The sequence below is a fragment of the Exiguobacterium sp. s7 genome, assembly GCF_018618195.1.
Taxonomy (GTDB): Bacteria; Bacillota; Bacilli; order Exiguobacteriales; family Exiguobacteriaceae; genus Exiguobacterium; species Exiguobacterium mexicanum_A.
The window spans coordinates 1-23,248 of record NZ_JACSLO010000002.1 but is presented as its reverse complement, the minus strand read 5'-3'; the positions used below and the strand labels follow the sequence as shown (position 1 = coordinate 23,248).

The 23,248-nt window shown below is 53.8% G+C and carries 20 protein-coding genes; 6 read left to right on the top strand and 14 right to left on the bottom strand.

All coding sequences use genetic code 11. The features are described from left to right. Positions 1–2,412, bottom strand: coding sequence for a 3-hydroxyacyl-CoA dehydrogenase/enoyl-CoA hydratase family protein (locus KNP79_RS02700; RefSeq protein WP_215191235.1), 2,412 nt, complete (start codon positions 2,410–2,412; stop codon positions 1–3). 214 nt (positions 2,413–2,626) lie between these two features. Here KNP79_RS02700 and KNP79_RS02695 point away from each other — a divergent pair, with 214 nt between their 5' ends. The 3 genes from KNP79_RS02695 to KNP79_RS02685 all read left to right on the top strand — a co-directional run bounded on the left by KNP79_RS02695 (position 2,627) and on the right by KNP79_RS02685 (position 4,839). After that, on the top strand, positions 2,627–3,529 hold the full coding sequence (locus KNP79_RS02695) for an SDR family oxidoreductase (protein WP_371743398.1): 903 nt from the start codon (positions 2,627–2,629) through the stop codon (positions 3,527–3,529). 122 nt (positions 3,530–3,651) lie between these two features. After that, positions 3,652–4,206: a YcxB family protein gene (locus KNP79_RS02690; protein WP_214752969.1), complete on the top strand. Its 555-nt coding sequence runs from the start codon at positions 3,652–3,654 to the stop codon at positions 4,204–4,206. Positions 4,207–4,266: 60 nt separating this feature from the next. Further along, positions 4,267–4,839, top strand: coding sequence for a YcxB family protein (locus tag KNP79_RS02685; RefSeq protein ID WP_214752967.1), 573 nt, complete (start codon positions 4,267–4,269; stop codon positions 4,837–4,839). 15 nt (positions 4,840–4,854) lie between these two features. On the opposite strand, the gene KNP79_RS02680 is transcribed toward KNP79_RS02685, so the two are convergent. The 6 genes from KNP79_RS02680 to secA2 form a co-directional block, all read right to left on the bottom strand. Then, positions 4,855–5,772: a proline dehydrogenase family protein gene (locus KNP79_RS02680; protein ID WP_215191233.1), complete on the bottom strand. Its 918-nt coding sequence runs from the start codon at positions 5,770–5,772 to the stop codon at positions 4,855–4,857. Between the two features lie 158 nt (positions 5,773–5,930). Then, positions 5,931–6,602 (bottom strand): PAQR family membrane homeostasis protein TrhA, encoded by a 672-nt coding sequence (gene trhA / locus KNP79_RS02675; RefSeq protein WP_034778486.1) that lies wholly within the window; start codon positions 6,600–6,602, stop codon positions 5,931–5,933. A 95-nt stretch (positions 6,603–6,697) separates the two neighbouring features. Beyond that, on the bottom strand, positions 6,698–8,140 hold the full coding sequence (locus KNP79_RS02670; protein WP_034778488.1) for a carbon starvation CstA family protein: 1,443 nt from the start codon (positions 8,138–8,140) through the stop codon (positions 6,698–6,700). A gap of 209 nt (positions 8,141–8,349) precedes the next feature. Then, positions 8,350–11,094 (bottom strand): bifunctional 2',3'-cyclic-nucleotide 2'-phosphodiesterase/3'-nucleotidase, encoded by a 2,745-nt coding sequence (locus KNP79_RS02665; protein WP_215191231.1) that lies wholly within the window; start codon positions 11,092–11,094, stop codon positions 8,350–8,352. Positions 11,095–11,385: 291 nt separating this feature from the next. Continuing rightward, the gene (locus tag KNP79_RS02660; protein WP_214793429.1) at positions 11,386–12,207 is read right to left on the bottom strand and encodes an SLAP domain-containing protein; all 822 of its coding nucleotides are present in this window, start codon (positions 12,205–12,207) and stop codon (positions 11,386–11,388) included. Position 12,208: 1 nt separating this feature from the next. Further along, positions 12,209–14,578: an accessory Sec system translocase SecA2 gene (gene secA2 / locus KNP79_RS02655; RefSeq protein WP_215191229.1), complete on the bottom strand. Its 2,370-nt coding sequence runs from the start codon at positions 14,576–14,578 to the stop codon at positions 12,209–12,211. Between the two features lie 238 nt (positions 14,579–14,816). On the opposite strand from secA2, the gene KNP79_RS02650 reads away from it, so the two are divergent. Together KNP79_RS02650 and KNP79_RS02645 are read left to right on the top strand one after the other, a co-directional pair. Then, entirely contained in the window at positions 14,817–16,112 is a 1,296-nt protein-coding gene (locus tag KNP79_RS02650; RefSeq protein WP_214752962.1) for a Y-family DNA polymerase, read from the top strand. Next, the gene (locus KNP79_RS02645; protein ID WP_215189911.1) at positions 16,109–16,438 is read left to right on the top strand and encodes a YolD-like family protein; all 330 of its coding nucleotides are present in this window, start codon (positions 16,109–16,111) and stop codon (positions 16,436–16,438) included. The genes KNP79_RS02650 and KNP79_RS02645 overlap by 4 nt, the downstream gene beginning before the upstream one ends. Here KNP79_RS02645 and KNP79_RS02640 read toward each other — a convergent pair. Further along, positions 16,435–17,979 (bottom strand): SulP family inorganic anion transporter, encoded by a 1,545-nt coding sequence (locus KNP79_RS02640; protein ID WP_251132855.1) that lies wholly within the window; start codon positions 17,977–17,979, stop codon positions 16,435–16,437. The two genes, KNP79_RS02645 and KNP79_RS02640, sit on opposite strands and share 4 nt — an antisense overlap. Positions 17,980–18,125: 146 nt before the next feature. After that, on the bottom strand, positions 18,126–19,538 hold the full coding sequence (locus KNP79_RS02635; protein ID WP_215191225.1) for an NAD-dependent epimerase/dehydratase family protein: 1,413 nt from the start codon (positions 19,536–19,538) through the stop codon (positions 18,126–18,128). 139 nt (positions 19,539–19,677) lie between these two features. On the opposite strand from KNP79_RS02635, the gene KNP79_RS02630 reads away from it, so the two are divergent. Beyond that, positions 19,678–19,869, top strand: a complete 192-nt coding sequence (locus tag KNP79_RS02630; protein WP_215191223.1) for a hypothetical protein — start codon at positions 19,678–19,680, stop codon at positions 19,867–19,869. Between the two features lie 49 nt (positions 19,870–19,918). Here the strand turns inward: KNP79_RS02630 and KNP79_RS02625 are convergent, their stop codons facing one another. From KNP79_RS02625 to KNP79_RS02605, 5 genes are all read right to left on the bottom strand, one after another. After that, on the bottom strand, positions 19,919–20,566 hold the full coding sequence (locus KNP79_RS02625; RefSeq protein WP_215191216.1) for a type IV pilus modification PilV family protein: 648 nt from the start codon (positions 20,564–20,566) through the stop codon (positions 19,919–19,921). Further along, positions 20,563–21,042, bottom strand: a complete 480-nt coding sequence (locus KNP79_RS02620; RefSeq protein WP_215191215.1) for a GNAT family N-acetyltransferase — start codon at positions 21,040–21,042, stop codon at positions 20,563–20,565. The genes KNP79_RS02625 and KNP79_RS02620 overlap by 4 nt, the downstream gene beginning before the upstream one ends. Positions 21,043–21,272: 230 nt before the next feature. Next, complete coding sequence (locus KNP79_RS02615; RefSeq protein ID WP_215191213.1) at positions 21,273–22,181, bottom strand: HNH endonuclease signature motif containing protein; 909 nt, start codon at positions 22,179–22,181, stop codon at positions 21,273–21,275. A 70-nt stretch (positions 22,182–22,251) separates the two neighbouring features. After that, entirely contained in the window at positions 22,252–22,860 is a 609-nt protein-coding gene (locus tag KNP79_RS02610; protein ID WP_034778510.1) for a hypothetical protein, read from the bottom strand. A gap of 183 nt (positions 22,861–23,043) precedes the next feature. Next, positions 23,044–23,248 (bottom strand): hypothetical protein (locus KNP79_RS02605; protein WP_251132854.1); only part of this gene is annotated, 205 nt, incomplete at its 5' end.

Genomic DNA, 23,248 nt, shown 5'->3' with positions numbered 1-23,248 from the left:
TCAGTTCCGAAGTGGCTTGCCTTTGACGAGCATATGTTGCATCCGTTGCTGCGATTTCGGTTCCCCGATGAGGCTTAGGAACGCCTCGCGCTCGATGTCGAGGAAGTACTGCTCGTCGACCATCGTGCCGTATGCCAAATCGCCGCCGCTGATGACGTGGGCAAGTTTTTTCGCAATCTTCAAATCGTGTTCAGAGATATAGCCACCGTAGAACATCTCGTACGCCGCGAGTTCGAGTGTCGCTTTCCCCGTTTGACCGACGACCGGCAACTTCTCACGAACCGGTGCTGTGTAGCCGTCAGCGAGACCGAGCACCGTCTGTTTCGCGTCGAACGTCAAGTGGTCGCGGTTCATCGAGATGCCGTCGACCGGACGGTGATAGCCGAGCGCTTTCGCGTCATAGGCCGACTTCGATACTTTCGCCATGGCGATATTCTCGAACGTCTGTTGCGCCGCTTTCTCGATGTTTTGCATCGACTTCGGTGTCTGCTCGAGGAGACGACGGTACGTGTTGAGGTTTCCGCCCCCACCTGGGATGAGGCCGACGCCGACTTCGACGAGACCCATATACGTCTCGAGCGCCGCCTGCATGCGTGCGGCCGGCAAGCTGATTTCTGTCCCGCCGCCGAGCGTCATGCCGTAAGGTGCGACGACGACCGGGCGACCCGCGTAGCGAATCTTCTGGACGACTTGTTGGAACTTGTTGATGATCCAATCGAGCTCGTACCAGTTCTCGTCTTCCGCTTCCATGAGCATCATCGCGAGGTTGGCACCGACACAGAAGTTCTTACCATCGTTGGCGAGGACGAGTCCTTTGAAGTCGGTCTCGACGAGGTCGATCGACTGTTCAATCATCTGCATGATGTCGACACCGATCGCATTGTTCGGTGACGTGAACTCGAGGGCGACGACGTCGTCTCCGATATCGATGAGGCGGGCCCCACCGTTCTCGAGCACGATCCCGTTCGACTTGGCGAGCGGGGCGAGTTTCACTTCTTTCGGGTTGACGGTCTTCTCAACGTACGTCTGTGACGCTTGGTCGTAATACTGGTCTCCCTTATAGAAGGATGTGTGTCCGGCAGCGAGCATCTCATCGATCCACGCCGGGACGTCATAGCCTTCCGCTTTCATGCGGGCGACCGATTTCTCGACACCGAGTGCGTCCCATGTCTCGAACGGTCCGAACTTCCAGCCGAAGCCCCACTTCATCGCGTCATCGATGGCGACGATCGAGTCACTGATCTCGCCTGTGAGACGAGCCGAGTAGACGAGCGTCTTCGCCGTGACCGGCCAGAGCAATTGTCCGACGCGTCCCTTGTTCAAGATGGCACCTTTCAGCTTCGCTTTTGAGCCTGGGAGCGATTTGATTTGGTCGAGCTCCGGTCCTGTAATCGCTTTCAATTGTTCGTATTCGAACGTCTCGAGATTCAGTTCCTGGATGACTTTTCCGTCTTTCTTATAGAAGCCTTGTCCGGCCTTTTGACCAATCCAACCCTTCTCGACGAGCGTCTTCATTTCAGCAGGGACGTCGAACGTATCCTTCTCTTCACCTGCGTCGAGCGTCTCATAGACGTTTCCGGCGACGTGGACGAACGTGTCGATGCCGACGACGTCGAGCGTGCGGAATGTCGCCGATTTTGGCCGGCCGATGAGCGGTCCGGTGATCGAGTCCATCTCGCCGATCGAGGCGTTCTGCTTGAGCATCTCTTCGAACGTGACGAGGAGTCCGTACGTGCCGATGCGGTTCCCGATGAAGTTCGGTGTGTCTTTCGCTTCGACGACGCCTTTCCCGAGACGGTCCTCAGCAAAGCGGGCCATGAAATCGATGACCGGGCGTGCCGTCTTCTCCGTCGGGATAAGTTCGAGCAGTTTCAAATAGCGCGGCGGGTTGAAGAAGTGTGTCCCGAGGAAACGTGCCTTCAAGCCTTCCGGCAATACGCTCGCCATCGCCTCGATCGAGATACCCGACGTGTTCGAGCTGAGAATCGCGTCTTCACGGATGTAAGGTGCGATTTTTTCGAACAGTTGCTGCTTCACATCGAGCCGTTCGACGACGACTTCGATGACCCAGTCCGCTTCCTTCAAGCGCTCGAGATCATCTTCTAAGTTCCCCACGTCGATGAAGTTCAAGTGCTCCGCTGTCGCGAGCGGTGCCGGGTTTTGTTTCAATAGCCTTTGACGGTTCTCAGAAGCGATGCGGTTCCGTACTTGTGGCGACTCGAGCGTGAGCCCTTTCGCTTCTTCTTTCGCCGTCAATTCACGTGGTACGATGTCGAGCATGAGCGAACGAATCCCCGCGTTCGCCAAGTGAGCCGCAATCCCCGCCCCCATTACTCCTGAACCGATGACGACCGCAAAACGAATGTTGCTCGTCAAACGGAGGTCGGCTGATTGTTCGATGTGACTCGTCATATTGTTCCCCCCTCAATGAGAATGAATAGTGATTCATTTCAAGCGTAAAAAAAATCGCAATCACCATCGTGTTTACTCTTCTATCATAAATGAATGACAATTCATTCGCAAGCGTTCATTTTTCAAATTCGTTCCAATTTCACCGAGGACGATTTATTTTTCGGTGACTGTGGTATAGACACAAAGAGTCAATTTTAGAAAGGGGAATGTATTCATGAGTGACAATCGTTTAAACACAATGGGGAACCGACAGGATTTTGAATCGTTCAAGAAAGACGGCCAAGAACAAGCCCATCAACCGGGAATCGATTCGAAGATGGAGCCGTACCCGATCTATGAACGTAAAGGATATAAAGGAAGCGATAAACTGAAAGATAAAGTCGCCATCATCACGGGCGGTGACTCCGGCATCGGGAAATCGGTCGCCATCTTCTTCGCCCACGAAGGCGCGAATACGGTCATCGTCTATAAAGACCAAAACGAGCTCGAGGACGCCGAGGCGACGAAAGAACGCATCGAAGAACTCGGTCAAGCTTGTCTATTGCTGCAAGGTGACCTCGGCGACTCGGCTTTCTGCCAAGACGTCGTCAAACAGACGCTCGAGACGTTCGGCCATTTGGACATCCTCGTCAATAACGCAGCCGAGCAACATCCGCAGGAGTCGCTCCTCGATATCTCGGACGACCAGCTCGAGCAGACGTTCCGGACGAACATCTTCAGCATGTTCTATTTGACGAAAGCCGCCCTTCCATACTTGAACGAAGGCGCAAGCATCATCAACACGACGTCGATCACAGCGTACGAAGGTAACGATCAATTGATCGACTACGCATCGACGAAAGGTGCAATCACAGCGTTCACGCGTTCGCTCGCCAAGAATTTGGCCGAGAAGAAGATTCGCGTCAATGGCGTCGCACCAGGTCCGATTTGGACACCGCTCATCCCAGCGACGTTCTCAGCGGAAAAAGTCGCCTCGTTCGGTGACTCGGCTGAGATGAAACGTCCGGGCCAACCAGCGGAACTCGCCCCGGCTTACGTCTATCTCGCAAGTGACGACTCGACGTACGTCAGCGGACAGGTCATGCACGTCAACGGTGGGACGGTCATCAACGGATGATTTTGTAAGATGGCCCAGTGTTCAGTCACTGGGTCTTTTTGTTGGAAAAATAATCCATCCTATGCTAGCGTTATTGCATGCGTCAACCTGTCATTTAGACGAAAGAAAGGAGCCAATGATGGATGATTCATTATCGATTGACACAAGATGATTTTTTCACGTTACAAAAGAACTTCATCAAAAACTCGGTTCCCGATAAACGAAAATCTATACTTGTCACGCTCATACTCATGTTACTGACCGCCTTTTACGGATTTGCCCTCGCGATTGTCTTGTTACCGCAAACGCTCTCCGTCCCTGTCATCCTCGCACTCGCCGCCAGTGCCGCTGTGGTCCCGGCGCTGCTCTTATTCCCGCTCTTCAAGAAAGTGTATTTCACGATGAGGTTGAGACAGTTGCGATCCATACTTCGACAGGACTCGAAATGGCCACGTGATGTCACTTTGTCAATCCATGAGAACGGGATTGAAGTCAATTCGCTCCACAATGCCGTCAACAAACGGGTTCAAGTCGCGTGGGAAGCGATTGAACGAGTGAACGAGGACGAGACCCATCACTATATATTTATTGAAGCGGCGGAAGCGATTATCGTCCCGAAACAAAACCAGATGCTCAACGAGACGGAGCGAATTCGAATGAATGATCTGCTACAAAAACACTTAGGCATCACACTCTAAGCGACAAAGTTCTTCTTCAATCAGCACGTATTTATGACGAATCTCAAAGGAGTGGATGCAATGGTCACCACCTATCAACTGACGCTTGACGATTTTTTAGCTTTCCAAAACGACATGATTCACCATTCCAATCAATATAAACGAGCTCGCGGCGTATGGTTGAAATATATGAATCTCCCGCTATTCGCTCTCGGGTATGCGGCTGCATTCTTCCTCGTACCGCACCCCGAGTCGATCGGCTTATCTTTACTCATCACAGTCGGAATCGGGCTATTGTTCGCGCTATTACTTAGACCGCTGCTAAAGGACTTGCATGCCCCGCTCGCCCTTTGGCAAACCCGTCGTGCCCTCAACAAACAGGACACTTGGCCAAAAGACGTCACGCTCCAGCTTTCTGACACGACCGTCGAGATGCAGGCCGTTCGTGGCAACGTCCACCGAACGACGCAAGTCCCATGGACATCCATTCTCAAAGTGAACGAGAACGAGACGCATCGCTTCCTCTATTACGAAGAGGATGAGGCGTTAATCATCCCGAAGGTGAAAGACGGAGTCACGGAAGTCGAACAAAGTGAAATCGAGCGAATCCTCGACAAACATATGAACACAGAAAAGCACACGAGTTCACGTTGAACTCGTGTGCTTGTTTCATTTCTTGACCATCCCTTTTAAGACGAACGCGACGTTCGCCGGACGTTCTGCGAGGCGGCGCATGAAGTAGCCGTACCAGTCACGGCCGTATGGCACGTAGACACGGACTTTATAGCCTTGACGGACGAGCTCGAGTTGACGCTCGACCCGGATGCCGTACAGCATTTGGAACTCGAACTGGTCGAGTGGGATGTTGTTCAGTTTCACATGTTCGATGACCGCATCGATCATGTGGTCGTCATGTGTTGCGATAGAGGCGTAGTTCCCGTTCGCCAGATGGAGTTTGACGAGCTTCAAGTAGTTGTGGTCGACGTCTTCTTTCTCCGGGAAAGCGACCGTCGCCGGTTCCTTGTAAGCCCCTTTGACGATACGAAGATTCGGTTTGAGCGGCGCGAGATGATTGATGTCATCTTCCGAGCGGTACAAGTATGACTGGATGACCGTCCCCAGGCCCTCAAAGTCCGTTTTCAATTTCTTGAACAAGTCGAGCGTTTTCTCGCAGCGTGCCTCGTCTTCCATATCGATGGCAACGAACACACCGACTTCTTTCGCCGTCGTCAAGATTTGACGCATATTGTCTTCGATCAACTCGTCCGAGATATCGAATCCGAGCGACGTCAGCTTGAGCGACATGTACGCGTCAAGCTTCTCTTCCGCCATGATTTCGATGGCACGAACGATTTCATCCCGGTTTTCGTTCGCTTCTGCGACCGTCGTGATGAATTCCCCTAAGTGGTCGACCGTGACCGATAATCCTTTCGCGTTCAACTCACGAATCGTCGGCACCGACGTCTTGAAATCTTCCCCCGCCACAAAGCGCGAAGCCCCGAATCGAAGCCCGTATTTTTTAGCCAAACTGTTGAGTGTTTTGTTTTGAGACATGTAGATAAATCCATCGCGCAACACTTTTTCCATCTGATTTTCCCCCTTACGTTTACACCCATCTATCTCTATGACGATGTCTGAAATTATTATGACATACAAACGTCCATTCGTCTGTAATTTTGTAATCGTTTTCACCGATTCATTTCCTTAGATTTAGAAAAAAACAGACGCCCCGTGGGACGTCTGTTTTACAGGCTCGTATTCGGTGCCACATAGAGCAAAATACTGAGGAAAACGAGCACACTTCCAGCTAGGACGAACATATGCCAAATCGCGTGGTTGAACGGCAGTTTCTGCCACATGTAAAAGACGATCCCGACCGAATAGGCGATTCCTCCGGCGAGGAGCAACATGAACCCGTTATGTCCGATGGATTCGTACAGCGGGCGCACGACGATGATACAAATCCAGCCTAGCGCGAGATACGTCACGTTCGATACCCACATGTACTTCCCGGTCGAGAACAGCTTCCAGATGATACCGAGAATCGCGACACCCCAGACGATTCCGAACAACATCCAGCCGAGCTTCCCGTGGAGTGATACGAGCGCGAACGGCGTATAGCTACCCGCAATCAAGAAGTAGATCCCGGCATGGTCGAACACTTGGAGCACGCGCTTCGCCCGTGGATGCGGAATCGCATGCATGAGCGTCGAGAAGAGGTACAGCAAAATCATCGATACCCCGAACACGCTCACGGCGATGACGTTCCACGTGCTCCCCGTCTCGGTCGCCGTGTTCACGAGCAAGACGAGCGCGACGATGCTGAAGATGACCCCGAGGCCATGGGTGATGGCGCTCGCAATCTCTTCCCCGAGCGTGTCGGCATGGAGCATGTCTTTTAGCTTCTCTTGATCCATTCAGGTCCCACCTTTCAAATCTATTCCTCTAGTATGGTCATTTCCCGATTTTGTTGCAAACAAAAACATGGGCCGAAGCGACCCATGTCTGTGGATTATGCGACTTCCTTCACTGGAACGTCACATTCCATATTTTGTGCCCGCATCGCTTTGGCGCGCATGTGGAACAAGACGAGCAGCGTGATCGTCCCAATCGTGGCGATGACGTACGGGATGACCCCATCCATCTTGAAGCCGATCGGTGCCGTCAAAATGTAGAACCAGACGGCGTACAACATGAACGTGCCCGGGATGAGCGCGATATAGTGGTTGCGCCCTTTGATGTAGAGGTACATCGCCCCGACGAACAAGGCGATGACAGCCGTCGTCTGGTTGGCCCAGTTGAAGTATTGCCAGAGCATCTGGAAGTCCATGTTCGTGAGCACGTATGAGATCGCGAAGAGCGGGAGCGCGATCCACAGGCGTGACGAGAACTTCTTCTGCGCGACTTTCATATAGTCGGCGATGATCATCCGAGCGCTACGGAACGCCGTGTCGCCTGACGTGATCGGCAAGACGATGACGCCGAGGATGGCGAGCGTGCCGCCGATGCTGCCGAGCATGAGTGTCGCCACTTCTTGGACGACAAGTGCCGGCGTACCCGTTTGAATCAATCCGAGCAATTCGCCTGGCTCGAAGATGGCCATGGCGGCCCCGGCCCAAATCATGGCGATGACCGCTTCGACAATCATCATGCCGTAGAAGATTTCACGGCCGTTGCTCTCTTTCATCGTCGTCCGCGAGATGATTGGCGACTGCGTGGCGTGGAAGCCTGAGAGCGCTCCACACGAGATCGTGAAGAAGAGGAGCGGCCAGATCGGCAAGCCGTCCGGATGCATGTTCGTGAGTGTCATCTCTGGAATCTTGTAGCCTTGCGCGAACAGGCTGACGGCGATCCCGATGGCGCTGATCATGAGAAGCGCCCCAAAGAACGGGTAGATGCGCCCGATGATTTTATCGACCGGGAGCAATGTCGCCAAGATGTAGTAGGCGAACACGGCGAAGATGACGATCGTGAGCGTCGTCGCGTTGCCGTCGAACAAGTTGTTGATCATGTTACTCGGCGACGTGACGAACACCGTCCCGACCAAGAGCAAAAGAAGCAGGGCAAAACCGTTGACGACGTGGCGGAGCGAGCGGCCGAGGAACTTCTCGGCGAGTTGCGGCAAGTGCGCCCCGTTGTTCCGAAGTGAGATCATGCCCGTCAAATAGTCGTGCACAGCGCCCGCGAAAATCGATCCGAAGACGATCCACAGGAACGCGACCGGTCCGTAGAGCGCCCCCATGATCGGGCCAAAGATCGGGCCGACTCCGGCGATGTTCAACAGTTGAATCATCGAGTTCCGTTTTTTCCCCATCGGCACGTAGTCGATGCCGTCCTGTGACGCGTAGGCAGGTGTCGTCCGCTCTTCCTTGATGCCGAACGTCTTCTCGACGTAGCTGCCGTACACTTTGTACCCGACGAATAGAATCGCCAAGGCGATAAAGAATGTAATCATGTGTGCTGTCCCCTTTTGAACGTATGTAGCCGGTCCCCACCGGCCCCGAAAAAATGAATCCCGTTGTTTTACACATATAATGTAAACGCTTACGTGATTGATTATACAGCAGTTCCCCTTTTTTCGTAAGAGGTTTCGTTCACTTTTTTGACACTTTTTCGAGCGCGCAAAAACGGCGCCCTGTTGGGACGCCGTCTCGGTTGAATCGCTTATTTCAATGCGAACTTCGCTTGTTTCGCACCTGCGCCTGTGTAGTCGCTCGCGATGACCGCGTAGCTTCCTTTAGCAAGACCTTTTTTGAATGTGAACGTATACGTTCCGGCCCAGCTCGCTTTCACTTTGGCGACTTGTTTGCCTTTCGCGTCTTTCAAGACGACGACGGCACCCGGTGTCGTTTTCCCGATGAGCGCTTTCGTTCCGACCTTCACGCCTTTCGTGTTCTTCGGTGTCGCGATGGCCGCTTTCTTGAACGTGAACGTCTTCGCTTTGACGACTTTTCCGGTCACATCTTTAGCGATGACTTCATAGTCCCCGTAGATGAAGCCGGCGCGTTTCGTGAATTCGAACGATCCGTTTTTGTCCGACGTCGCGTAGGCGATCGTCTTGCCATCACGCTTGAGCGTCAACTTCGTCTCCGGTGTCACTTTCCCAGAGATGACGTTCGTGTTGGCGTACGTCAACTTCGAGGCGAGGGCCGGTGTGCCGACGAAGCCAGCTCCGACGACTTTCGTTTCCGTCACGGTCGCACCATCGAGTTCAGAGACGATGGTAAGTGACTGACGAAGTTTGAGCGGTTTCGTCACGAGCGTATACGCGCCGTCTTTGTCCGCTTTCGCTGTCGCGAGCACTTTGTCACCGTCTTTCAACGTGACCGTCGCGTTCGGTGTCGTCGTACCAGTCACTACTTTCGCACCCGGTTTGATCGTGTTCACCGTGAGAGCGATCTCAACTGCCGCTTGATCGAGCTCGATCGTGTACGTGCGGAATAAGCGGTTCGCCGCGTCCGGACGTGTCGTCTCGGTCGCTTCGATGCCTTCATACAAGTCGACGTACTGTTTGCCGGCGTCGGCCGTCTCGAATTTCGCGATTCGTTTCGCATCGGCGACAATCTTCCAGTTGTCGTCCGCTTTGTAGTCGACGCTGCCAGCGCTGTTGACGATATAGTCCGAGATCACGTTCCGTGTCTCGTACGCCGAACGGTAGACGATGTTCTTCCCACCACCGAGACCCGGGAACGACGTCGAGCCGGCGCGATAGTTGTTCGTCGCGACGAGGAACTCCTGGTCGAGCGTGATCGGTTTGCCGTTATACTCGACGTTCTTGACGCGGTTCGCCTTGTCGTTGATCACCGTACCGCCCGCATCGAACTTGGCCGGACCCGTGACATCGATCTCATACGTGAGGCCGTCAAGGATATCGAAGTTATAGCTGCGGAACTCCAAGTTGAGCAACTCGTCGTTCTCGTCTGAGACTTGTTTGTACGCCCCGGCTGACATCTCGAGCCAGTCCATCACGTCCGCGCCCGTCACTTTGACGACTTCGAGCGTGTTCGGATAGACGTACAAGTCGGCCACGTTTTTCAACGCGATCGAGCCTTTCGGGATGTTCGTGTAATAGCTGGCGTCCGTCAATTGACGGTTACCGGCTTTGAACGGTGCTCCGGCCGAGAGAAGCGGGAGTTCTTTATACGCCGCGAGTTCCGGGTTTGTCGCGAGTTCTTTCTCGACGTACCATTTCTGCGCGTTCGTCACGAACTGGACCGACGAATCGTCACGGACGAGCGCGAAGTAGCTTTGGATATCGTCTTGAATCTCCCCGACCGAACGATTGATGTATTCGATCGTCGCCTTATGCTCCGTATCGATGAGCGCCTGAATCGTCGCATCGACCGGTGTGTCGGCCGTGACCGTATCGAGTTTCGCGTTCGCATCGAGTACTTGCCAGTTGCCATCGACGAGCTCGAGGTCGAGGTCGATGACCCCGAGGTCTTTCCCTTGATTGTTCGCCATGACTACCGGCTTGCCGTTGATCGTCCCTTTATCCATGTTCACGTTCGGGAACGTGGCGAACATGCCTTTCGCGTCCGGGAAGCGGCCGTGTTGGTGACCGGTCATGACCATGTCGAGCCCTTCGATTTTCGTGAGCGCGTAGCCGACGTTCTCTTCCCCGTCTTCTTGTTGATCGGCGAGCTTCGCACTTTCCCCGATGCCTGAGTGCGCGAGCGCGACAACGACGTCCGCGCCTTGCTCTTTCAATTTCGCGACCGCCTCACGTGCCGACGGGATGATATCATCCGCTGTCACCTTGCCTTGGAGGTTGCCTGAGTCCCACGACATGATTTTCGGCGGGACGACCCCGAAGACACCGACTTTGATCGTGTGCGTCTCGCCGTCCGCGTCGACGACTTGGCGTTCGATGATTTGGACTTCTTGTCCGTCCTCGTTATATTTCGAGACGATCGGCTCACCCGACAAGTCTTTCACGTTTGAGTTGACGAAGCGGAGCTTGCCTTTTGAGCCTTGCATCGCGTCATACAAGAATTGGAGCCCGAAGTTGAACTCGTGGTTCCCGAGTGTGACCGCATCGAACTCGAGCGCCGACATCGCTTTGTACATCGGATGCTCGAACGTGCCCGGTGTTTGTTGATGCTGTTCACGGACGTAATCCCCGAACGGTGTCCCTTGAATCGTATCCCCGTTATCGAATAGGAACGTGTTCGGTTTGCCGGCTTCCATGCGATGTTGCTGAATCAACGTCGCCACTTTCGTCAAGCCGATCGTGTTGTCAATCTTGTCCTGGAAGTAGTCGTAGTTCGTGATGTTCGTATGTAAGTCGGTCGTCTCCAAGAAGCGCAGTTTGACGACATCCTCGTCAGCAGCTGATGCGTGTTGGAGCGGGATGAGCGTTGGGACGATGAGCGACGTAGCAATGGCCATCTTCGTAAATTTAGACATGATTTTTCTCCCCATTCATGTGGTGTGCATTGCGGACTAAATATACCATAGCCGGACTCTCATTTTAATGAATCCTATGTCCTATTTCCTTAAAAATTTGGTAAAGAAAGGTCTGGTTGTAGACGACTTTCCGAGAACATGGAAAAGGTATGAAACGGTATGATTTACCGGAACAGACGACTTCACTTCAAGCGGTTTTTTAGCCCGACTTGTTCAGTGGCTAGACTTCGCACAAGCAGTCCATTAGACCTAAAAAACCATCCCCGACGCGTGTCAGGGATGGTCATTTCGTCACGAACGGATGCGAATCGAGATCGGTCCGTCGCTGTCTCCTTCCGGCCGCTTGAAGCGGACGTGGAGCGGATAATCATGTTTCGGTAAAATCGGTTCGTTGAGCGTTGCGTCGGCTCGGCCGACGACCTCGTCCCGCTGCATCAACTCGAGCGGGAGGCGCGGGATTTGGAGAGCCTGCTCGAGGTACCCGTTCCGGACGAGGAGCGAGGCACCGATTTCCGTGTCGGTCACGTCGAGATGGACGAGCAATAGATCAAACTGGCCTTCGGCGACCGGACGGCTGAGGACGTTCATCCGCTTCAGGCGGTGCCACGCCACGTCAGGGAACGCGTCCCGTTCGGCGTCGGAGATGTCTTGGAGCGGTGCCGTCGGGTTCATTTGGAAGGCGAGTTGGAGCGACTCGGTGTCGAGAGCGTCGACATCGGTGAACAGTTCCTCCTCGAAGAAGTCGAGATAGACGGGCTTACTCGTCATCGCCTCGAACGACGGCAAATCCATCCGGCTCAGCATCTTCTGGCCGAGCGGTTCGCGGCGCTCGTTCAACAAGAGCACCGGGATCTCGTCGAGCGAGAACTCGGTCGCGACCGTGTTGCGGAACAAGGCGACCACGGACAGGCCGCCCGGGTTCTTCGTCGCACTGAGCAATTCGATCGACAACTGGTTGTCCGCGAGCGGCGGCAACGTCGTCGCATGATAGCGGAACACGTACTCATCTTCTTTCGAGATGTCCATCCCTTCATCGAACACGAGGCGGAGCGCCCGCTCGTCGTCTTGGCGGATGATCGTCTCGACTTTCTTTCGTTTCAACAGTCCGAACATGTCACAGCCCCTCCTCTTCCCGTTGCGCAAAGTATAAATCTAGCTGGCACAGTTGAATCGTCACGTCGCGGGCGATATCGAGATACGTCTCTTGGAAAATCTCGAGCCCTTCCTTGCCGAACTGACGGCTCGGGTCTTCCTGGCCATAACTGCGGAGCCCGATGCCTTCCTTCAAGGCGTTCATCGTCGTCAAATGGTTCGTCCAGCGAATATCGAGATGGTTGAGCAGTTGTTGCCGCGCGAAGGCGATGACTTCCGGGTAGCCCTCGATGCGCTGTTCTGCCGTCGCGACGATTCCGTCGATCCATGGCGCGACCGCTTGTTTCAACTCTTCTTTGTCCCCGACCGTGTCATCCCACGTCGGCGCCTGTTGCGTCAAATAGAGATAGTCCTCGATGAGCGCGTCCGTCGCCCACTCTTCCGGGACGAGATCGGCCGCGATATGACGGTCGAGCGTCTCGTTGAGCGCGAGGCGCATCATCGCGAGCACGTTGTTCAAGATGGCCGTCGCATTGGCGTCGACCGCCTCGTCGCGAATCGTATAGATGATGCGGCGCTGCTCGTTCAAGACGTCGTCGAGCTTGAACATGTAGTCGCGGACCGACACGCCGACGCCTTCGATCGTCGTCTGGGCGTATTCGATGATGTCGCCCGCTTCTTTATGGCGGACTTCCCCGTGTTCGTCCGGCGTCAGTTTGTGCTCGACACGTTTCAACCGCTCGGCGGCGTAACGTTTGACGAGATCATCCTCGAGCGAGACGAAGAAACGTGACATGCCCGGGTCGCCTTGACGGCCCGACCGTCCGCGGAGCTGATTGTCGACGCGGAGCGACTCATGCCGTTCCGTCCCGATGACATACAAGCCGCCCAGTTCGCGTGCCGTCTCGTCTAAGACGATGTCGGTCCCGCGTCCGGCCATGTTCGTCGCGATCGTCACGTGACCGAGCCGTCCCGCCTCAGCGATAATCTCGGCTTCTTGGGCGACCGTCTTCGCGTTCAACAGTTCGTGCGCGATGCCTTGTCGCTCGAGCTGTTCACTGACGGCCTCCGACTGGGCGATCGAGGTCGTCCCGATCAAGATTGGCTGTCCCGTCGCGTGGATGGCCGCGACTTCTTGGCCGACCGCCGCATATTTATGGGCAATCGTATCAAAGACGCGGTCCGGCAGGTCTTGGCGCTGCTTCGGCCGGTTCGTCGGCACTTGAACGACGTCCATCTGATACGTCTTCATGAACTCTTCACGTGACGTCTGCGCCGTCCCGGTCATGCCGCCGAGGAGCGGGTACATCCGGAAATAGTGTTGAATCGTGATCTCGGCCGTCGTCTTGTTCTCTTCGGTGATGTCGATCTGTTCTTTCGCCTCGAGCGCCTGATGGAGGCCTTCCGACAAGCTCCTGCCTTCCATGACCCGACCCGTGAACAAGTCGATCAACTCGATTTTGCCTTCTTGGACGATATAGTCGACGTCCCGCTCGAACAACACGTTCGCCCGGAGCGCCTGCATCATGTAGTGATACAGGACGTGGTGCTCGGCGGAAAACAAGTTATCGACCGAGAACAACGCCTCGATTCTCTCGATACCTTTGTCCGAGAACATGACGGCGCGCGCCTCGAGGTCGACCGTATAGTCGTCTTCCGTCAATTGGCCGAACACGGTTTGGGCGAGACGTTTCAAGCGGACGTGCGACTCGTCCTTCTGGGCGATGATGAGCGGCGTCTTCGCCTCGTCGATCAAGACGCTGTCGACTTCATCGAGCAGCGCGAAATGGAACGGACGCTGGACCCGTTCTTCCGGCGAGCCGACCAAGTGGTCCCGAAGATAGTCGAACCCGAACTCGGTCCCGACCCCGTATGTAATGTCGGCCGCATACGCCGCCTGTTTGTCAGCAAGCTCCATCTCCGGGACGTTCAGTCCGACCGTGAGCCCGAGAAACGTATGGATCTTGCCGATCTGTTCGGCGTCACGCATCGCCAAATAGTCGTTTACCGTGATGACATGGACGCCTTTCCCTTCGAGCGCCTTGACGAACGCCGGGAGAGCCGCGACGAGCGTCTTCCCTTCCCCGGTCGGCATCTCGGCGATATTTCCTTCGAGCAGCGCGAGACCGCCGATGAGCTGGACGTCATAATGACGGAGCCCGATCGTCCGGACGGATGCCTCACGGACGAGGGCGAACCCTTCCTCCGTGATGGCGCGGACGTCCGCACCGTCCGTGAGCCGCTGTTTCAGTTCGAGCGCGTACTGGCGAAGCGCCTCATCGTCTAAGGCGCGCATCGTTTCTTCGTACGCGTTGATGCGTTCGACTTGTTTCTTATAGGTTTTCAATCGTCGTGCCTGATCATTGGTCAATTGCTTCACAAAATCAATCACAGGATAGCCTCCATCGTCCGAAACCATATTTGTCTAGCTACCCTCTCATTATAACGGATTTTGTTTCCGCCTCGCTTTATTATTTCGGTAAATTCCAAAAAGATGGAATTTCATTCACCATCTATCCTTTTTTTAACTCTTTTCAAAATTTGTTTTCATTTTTCTATTTGAGACGGCGTGAGACCGTGATACGATGAGAAAAAACAGAACGCTTGTTCGTAAAAAAGGAGAGGTGGCTATGCGACGTCGGATTTTTTGTATCGACAGCGTCTCGTTCTACGCCAGTTGCGAGTGCGCCGCCCGCAAGTTAAACCCATACAAGACAAAGCTCGTCGTCTTATCGAACCTGCAGGACCACGGTGCCCTCGTCCTCGCCGCGACGCCGCCGATGAAGCAGCTCGGCATCAAGACCGGCTCTAGACGGTTCCACATCGATCGGTTGCCGTGGCACGAGCGACGGCACGTCATCTACGCCGAGGCCCGGATGAGTCATTATTTGAACGTGTCCGTCCAAATCGTCCACATCTTGCATCAGTTCGCACCGCCTGAGGCGATCCGCGTCTACTCGGTCGACGAGACGCTCGTCGACTTGACCGGGACGGAGCGGCTGTTCGGGAACGATGCGCACGTCGCCCGCCTCATCCGCTCGACCGTGTTCCGCTATACCGGCATCCCGGTCACAATCGGCATCGGGCCGAACAATGTCCTCGCCAAGCTCGTCCTCGACCTACATGGGAAAAAGACGGGTGTCGCCAGCTGTTTCCTCCACGACGTCGAGAAGTTGATCCACCCGGCCCCGATCGGCAAGATGTGGGGCGTCGGGGCGAAGATGGAAGTCCATCTCCGGCGGCTCGGCATCGAGACGATCGGTGACCTCGCCCGCTATCCGCTCGAGACGCTCCATGAGAAGTTCGGCGTCATCGGCGCCGAGCTGTGGCATCACGCCTGGGGCATCGACGAATCGCCGACGATCCTCCCGCCGAGCTCCCTGTTCGGGGCGAAACGGCAGCGGCCCCGGACGATTGGCCACGGCATCACGCTCATGAAGGACTATGCGACGTACGCGGCCATCCGGCTCGTCCTGCAGGCGATTGCCGTCGAGGTCGGCATGCGGACGCGGCAGGCCGGTCTCGTCGGCGGGAGCGTCCATCTTGGTGTCCGTTACACCCGGACGAGCGAGCGGCGCGGGTTCAGCAAACAAAAAAAACTCGCCCGCTTCACAGCGGACGAGCGCGAGTTCTTGCCGGTATTGTTGACGCTCTTCCTCGACGCCTGGGACGAGACGGAGGCCGTCCGTTACGTCTCGGTCGCCCTCGGCAAGCTCGAGCCAAGGAGCGACCACGTTCAGCTCTCCTTCTTCGAGGACGAGTGGGCCCGGGCGCGCCGGTTCGACTTCCTCGACCTCGTCGATCGCTTGAACGTCCGCTTCGGCCGCGGGACGATCCGGCCGGCGTCGAGTTTACTGAAAGACAGTCCGCTCCGGACGCGGCAACGCCTCATCGGCGGACATAAACAAGGAGGTGAATCGTCATGAGCCAAACCCGCTACAAAGACCGCGGTGAATTGAAATGGATCCCGTTCCTCATGCCCGAGCACGTGGCGCTGCTAAAGAAATATTACGCCCACGTCCAAAAAATCGAGCTGCCTGACTTGGATGAGCAGTTGCTCTATCTGTGGCAGACCGAGCTCGAACGCGCCATCCGGGAAGGTGATGCCGTCGAGCTGACGCTGTTCGACAACGGTATGACCCACGTCATGCGCGGTTATGTCCACGCCATCTATTACGCCGAGCGTGAAGTCGAGTTGTTCGATACGGACGTGCGCCGCATCCCGTTCGGTCAGATTCTGTCCGTCCGTTAAGACGCGTCAATCGCTTCCTGCGTCGTCTCGAACGTGTCGACGTGGTCGAGCACGCCGTAATGCGTGAGCGTCTGGCGCACGGGCGTCGACAAGTGCGCGAAGACGACACGGCGGTCGGCCGCTTTCAATTCCCGGACGACGCGACGAATCTCTTCGACGGCCGTCACATCGATGACCGGACAGCGATGGAAGTTGAAGATGAACACGTCAGGCTCGTCATGGATATGATGCAGAACGTGCTCGAACATCTCGATTGCCCCGAAGAAGAGCGGCCCCTCGACGCTGAAGACGACTTGGCCGTCCCGTGTCACGTACCGCTCCGTCTGTTCGCGGACGTCGATCGTATCGGCCATCCGTTTCGCGAACAAGGCGAGCGCACAGATGACCCCAACTTCGACGGCGACGACGAGGTCGACGAACACGGTCAGCCCGAGCGTGATCAGCAGGACGAGCGATTCGGCCGACCGATGTTTGAGCATCTCGAAGACGTGGTGCCGCTCCGACATGTTCCAGGCGACGCGCATCAAGATCGGGGCGAGTGCGGCCAGTGGGACGTAACTCGCGAGCGGTGCCAACACGAGCACGGCGAGGAGCACCGTCAACCCGTGGATGACACCGGAACGGCGGCTGACGGCCCCGGCTTGAATGTTCGTCGCCGTCCGGGCGATGGCGCCGGTCGCCGGAATGCCGCCGAAGAACGGAACGACGACGTTGGCGAGTCCTTGCCCGAACAGTTCCTTGTCGGGGTTCATCTTCGTGCCGGCCATGCCATCCGCGACCGCACCCGACAACAGCGATTCGAGCGCCCCGAGGAAAGCGATCGCGAACGCCGACGGGAGCAGCGTCGCAATCAAATCGAGGTCGATTGCGAGCCAGTTGAACTCAGGCAGTCCGCTCGGGATACCGCCATAGGCGCTGCCGATTGTCGCGACTTCTCCTGGGACGACGAGACTGACGAACGTCGGCACGAGCATCGCCATCAATAACAGCGGCAATTTCACGGGCAGTTTCGGTACGAGCCAGAGCGTCAAGAAACCGATGGCGGCAATGAAGACAGGCCATAAGCTCGCTTCATGTAACGACGTCACGAGCTGAAGGAAGTTCTCGTGGAAGTGCGGCGCCTTCTCAAACGTGATGCCGAACAGTTCGTCGAGTTGGTCGACGAAGATGACGACGGCGATCCCGGCCGTGAACCCAATCGTGACAGCGCGCGGCATGAAGCGGATCAGTCGTCCGACACGGAGCACGCTCATGAGGAACAACAGGACCCCGGCGAGGAACGTCGTCACGAGCAACCCTTCATAGCCATGCGCGAGCATGACGCCCGAGACGATCGGGATGAAGGCGCCGGTCGGTCCGGCGATTTGGAACGTCGAGCCCCCGAACAGGCTGACGATAATCCCGGCGATGATGGCCGTGTACAGACCGTACACCGGTCCGACACCGGAGGCGATCGCGAACGCCATCGCGAGTGGCACGGCGACGACCCCAACGGTGATCCCGGCCGAGATGTCTTTTTGCCATCCTTGGCGTGATGTCATGAGGTTGTCCATTCTTGCATTCCTTCTTTCTATTCAGTCGAAAACGAGTTCAGTGTACGCCTGTCCCTGCCCTTTGTAAACGACTCTGGCGAAACGTTAACATAATCGACAAAACAAAAAGACGCATCGCGATGGATGCGTCTTCGTTAGTTCGCTGGTGCTTCGACGACTTGGTCGCCCTCGTCCGCATCTTCCCCGAGCAGACGGACGTGACGGCCGAACAGCCACATGACGACGAGGTGGGCTTTCGCCTGCGTCTTCGTATAGAACCACCACGGCAGCGCCGGTACGAACTCATGGATGGCGACGAGCCCTTCGTCCGACTCGGGGAGCCGTCTGAACTCGAGTCGGCCTGTCTTGTCGTCTTCACTCAACTTCGCGAACAAGCCGCCATCGATTTCATAAGAGGCCATATCGTCCGTCGCCTCGTCTTCGAGCGACAGATGAAGCGCGACGAATGACGGACGAAGCAACGAAATCTCCCAGTCATCGTTTTCTTTTGTCGTCTGGATGAGCGGATACGCGACCCGCCCGAGCCATTCGAAGTATTCGTCGGCCATCCAGGCTGCCGATTTGTCATCTGGCAGACCGAAGCGTTGAATCGAGCGGACGGTGTACTGTTGCGGTGCTTTTTTCTTCTTGTTGCCGCCCGACTTCTGTTTCTCTTCTTCCTCGAGCGCGTGCTCGACCGCTTCCTTGAACGGAATCTCCCCTTGTTTGACGCCGGTCGTGTCTTTCGCGACCATGGCGTGGCCCATGCTCTCGACGAGCGGATAGACCGTGTCTTTCGGTTCACCCGTCACGGCCATGACCCAAAGGCGGGACAATTTGATCGTCGGGAACGGGAAGTCGATCATGACGCGGCGTTTGCCCATGACGTCAGCCGTATCTTCAATCATCTTCCGATACGTCATCACTTCCGGTCCACCAATATCGATATGATGGTCGTACAGCGCCTCGGCCCCAACGACCGAGATGAGCGCCTGCACCGCTTCGCGCAAATCGATCGGATGCGTCTCCGTCTTCGTCCAGTTCGGGAGAATCATGACCGGCAACCGTTTGACGAGCTTCGCGAGAATCGGGAACGACGAGCCTTCTGGACCGATGATGAGCCCGGCTCGAATCGTCGTCACCGGCACGCCTTGCCCGCCGAGAATCCGTTCGACTTCGAGCCGGCTCTTCAAGTGACGTGACAACGTCTTCGACTCTTTCGGAATGATGCCGCTCAAGTAGACGATTTGTTCGATGTCGTTCGCTTTCGTCGCCCGGGCGAAGTTGTCGGCGATGAGCGCGTCCATGTCTTCGAACGTTGCCTGCGTCAACCCACCGTCCGGAATCATCGAGTGGACGAGGAACATGGCGTAGTCCGCCCCCTCGCACGCCTCACGCGTCTGTTCATACGAGAACAAATCGCACGACCGCCACGTGATGTGGTCCTCGTCTTCCTTGTTTTTCGTCGAGCGGGATAAGGCGATGATGTCATACTCTTCTTTTAAATGGTCCATCACGTTCGAGCCGATATAGCCGCTCGCGCCCGCGATGACGATGGTTTTCCGCATAGTGGTCACTCTCCCCTTTATTTGCACATAAAGGTACTGTACCCGTCTTGGGCTTAGATTAAATCAGTCTCACGTCCTACAGTATGTATTGGAAAATATATGTAAACTAGACTCAACTACAGGCAGAGGAGGAATGGCTATGGGGTTTTGGTATTTCTTGATGCTATTGATCGGTGGAGGGCTCGTGATTCGCGGCCTATTCAAAAAGAACACGAGCGGACTGATGCGGTTCGGCACACTCGTCATTGGAGGGATGTTGATCGCACTCGGCTTGTTCATGTTCCAAGACGGCAGTGATGCGATTGTGGCGGATTTGTTTAACTTATGGTGACTATGAACTGAACAAAAAACACTTCCTGCTCGCAGAAAGTGTTTTTTCATTAGAACGATAGAATTAACGGGGTCCCGTCATTGAGGATTTCTCCGTTTTTAGCGACATAGTCGACATGAACTTCCGCATGGCGTAACATGTCGCTCTCTTTTAGCGCCGCCATCCAAGTCCGAACGAGTGCCTCGTCTCCTGATGCTGGCTCCCGATGAATCGTCACCAAGATTGTCGGTACGACGTCGGCTGTTTTATAGGCGAGCGGGTTCGCCGCCGAGGCGTCGAGTTGTCGCACGGCTACTTCATCGTAAAAAACGTCGTACGTGACGTCGTGACCAAACGCCGTCATGACCGAATCTTCGATGGCATCCGTCACGTCGTCTTCCCATTTCGATGCGAGAAACGTGTCGACGACTTCCCCTGTCGTCTCATCCGCATAGACGAAAAACTCGGTCCCAGTCACGGAATCAACTGCAGTCGCCGCATATTCGAACGGGAAATTTCCCATGTTGTCGAACGTGACCTCTGTCGTCAATTCGGCATTGTCGAAACGCTCCGCTACATACGGCTCAGCGAGTTGGATTGCTTTTGCTTCTTCATCGGGATCGGACTGCATCGACTGATTGAACATAAAAGCGAGTCCTCCCATCCCTACGGCAAGCACCCCAATCGCAATTAATGTCCATTTCCAAAAGCGCCTCACCTCGACACCTCTCCCAAACGCTTATTCATCGCAATCGAAGCTTGTTGGAATCCGAGGCGTGCATAAAGTCGCTGAGCATCCGGATTTGAGCCAAATACACTCAGCCCAATCGAAGTCGCCCCAAGTTCGTGCGCTGTAATCGTCTCAAGTAGTTGCAATGCCGCCGTCGCATATCCGCGTCCGCGATAGGCTTCGTGCATCCAAACATGATAAATGAAGACACGTTTTGATTCTTCCTGAAAGGCGTACCATAAAATTCCGACTCGCGTCGCACCGTCCATCACATGGACGACTGTTTGTCCCTCAGTCGGTTGATTGTCTGGAAACAGGCTACGAATCAATTGCGTCGACTCTTCTTGCGCCAGTGTAGCAGGTAATTGATAATTGCAGGCGACGTCGTTCGCATAATCATCAATCAACCACGTCAAATAAGAAGTAAGTTCTCTTTCGTCCATCTTTTCAAAGTGAATAGCCATCAGCTTCCCCTCACAATCTTCTTCTCTTCAGTTTATCATACAATTTATGGGAAATTTATCGGATTAAATACTCATCCAATCTCTGTATCCTTTTCGACGTGTTCTGAAAAAGATTTATGTAAGAAGGAATAATCAAAAAATTAACATGAATCGAACCTTACTCATCAGGTTCGACTCATGTTAATTACTTCGGCATCCAATTGGCTTCAAACCCATTTTGCACCGCATAGTCATACAGGTGAATTAATTTCGTCTTTGTATGTCTCCATCTGCTCTGCCACTCGCAACTCATGGTTTCGTTCCACGAGCGCGTAAAGATAATCAACCTTCGCCATCCGATTGTTCTTGCTCGTATTACAAGTCGGACAAGCGAGGACAAAATTCCATAGAACATCATTCTGTATGTAAGACCACGGGATAAAATGGTCGACATGGATCTGTTTGAGCGGCTTCATGCAATAAAAACAGACGGAATGACCGTGACTCAGTAAAATCTGTTTGAACTCGTCGAGCGATTGACGAGCCGAGACGAATTCGATTTTGTTCAAGATTCGCTCCATCGCTTCGCGTGTATTGTATTTTTCCAGAAAGACGGCGAGTTGATAATTCGTAACATTCATCAATACCCGTTTATATTTTTCAAAAAAGATGACGTAGCTCGGCACAAGTTTGACCCACTCTTCTTTCCGATTGAATGAATAGACGGTCCCCTCGAACGAGGCATAGAACGATCCGTACACGTACTTCTTATAGAACTGATTCACGTTTCGAATCAATTGTTGTTGCTGCTGAACCGGCAGACAATCAAAGTTCCAAGTGGACGGAATTTCATGTGTCGCTTGAAACGTGAGCATCGTTTTTTCGACCGAGCTCAATTTCTCAAGTTGATTCACTTGTCGCAATCCGTGTTTCACAATCAAATTCCAATACATCTTCGTCACGTGTCTTGAAATTTGCTCGAACGTCACTACACCGGAATCACTTAGTTCGGTCGTACATTCGAGCAACGCCTTCATAAGCATATGCTTGTACGTCGTCGTATGTGTCGCATTCATTAAAAATTGTTGTGTATAGCGCCATAAGTCAGTTTCTGTTAAGTAGACGTCTTTTGCCTCAGCAACACTTAAATCCCACCCCAATGACCTCACCCCACTCATTCGTTACATCATCGATTATAACGAATGAGGAACAAGAACGGATCAAGGTGAATCAAACAGGAGCCGAAAACTCTTTTTTGATTTGTTCTATATCGATATTTGTTTTTTCATGAATATAATTGACTAACGTATCATGCTGTTCCACAGTATTTAGCTTTTTAAATTTCTCAACATCGCCTTCAAAGCCTTTGAAGTACTCGCTTTGATATTCCGGGTTGTTAAAGAGCTTCAGATATTCCATATAATCTTTCACGGTCATCTGGCTCACGATTTGAGACAGGATTGCATCCCACTCTTTTATCCGACTCTCATGAATCTGTTTTTTGATGACGATGTCCTGCGCCTGCTCGAATTTGATTTGTTGAATGCATTGCTCCACTTCCATCTTATACTGGAACAGTTCATCTCGATTTTGAGTGTTTAATGCGGGAACAACCTCAGCTAAATAATATTGATATCTCTTCTTTCGAGGATGCATGATTTTGTCTTTTGGTTTTTTAGGATTTGATTCTTTATTCGTACGCTTACTAAGTCGTTCCTTTACACCGAGTGCACCAATTGCTCCAACAATTTCTTTTTTATGTTCAAGTGCAAACTTTCCTACTGCCGGACCATACTTCTTGACTCCATTTATAATTAATTCCGTAGATTTTTTTGACATGATGATTCCTCCTATGATGGTTATATATTCTCGTGACAATTTTTAAAATAGCTCATAGTTTATATTCAACAAAGTAATATTCAATCCTTTGACACCATTCAAAAAACCAAATAATGGAATCGTACATTCACAAAGAAAGGATTATTGAGCAAACACTCAATAATCCTTTCTCTACAATGATCCTTAGCATTCACCAGCTTGTTTCTTCTCATTTTTCTTCTGCAAATATGCTTCTCGAAGCTGATTGAGCTTATCTTTTTTGTTCGAAACAGCCGGTTTTTTACCGTCTTGATACTTGGTGTATTTTGCAATACAAATGTGCACAATAATGCAACGAAAAGTACAGAACTTTGCCAGCTGGGTTTTAGTGTTTCGACAACGCATGCGT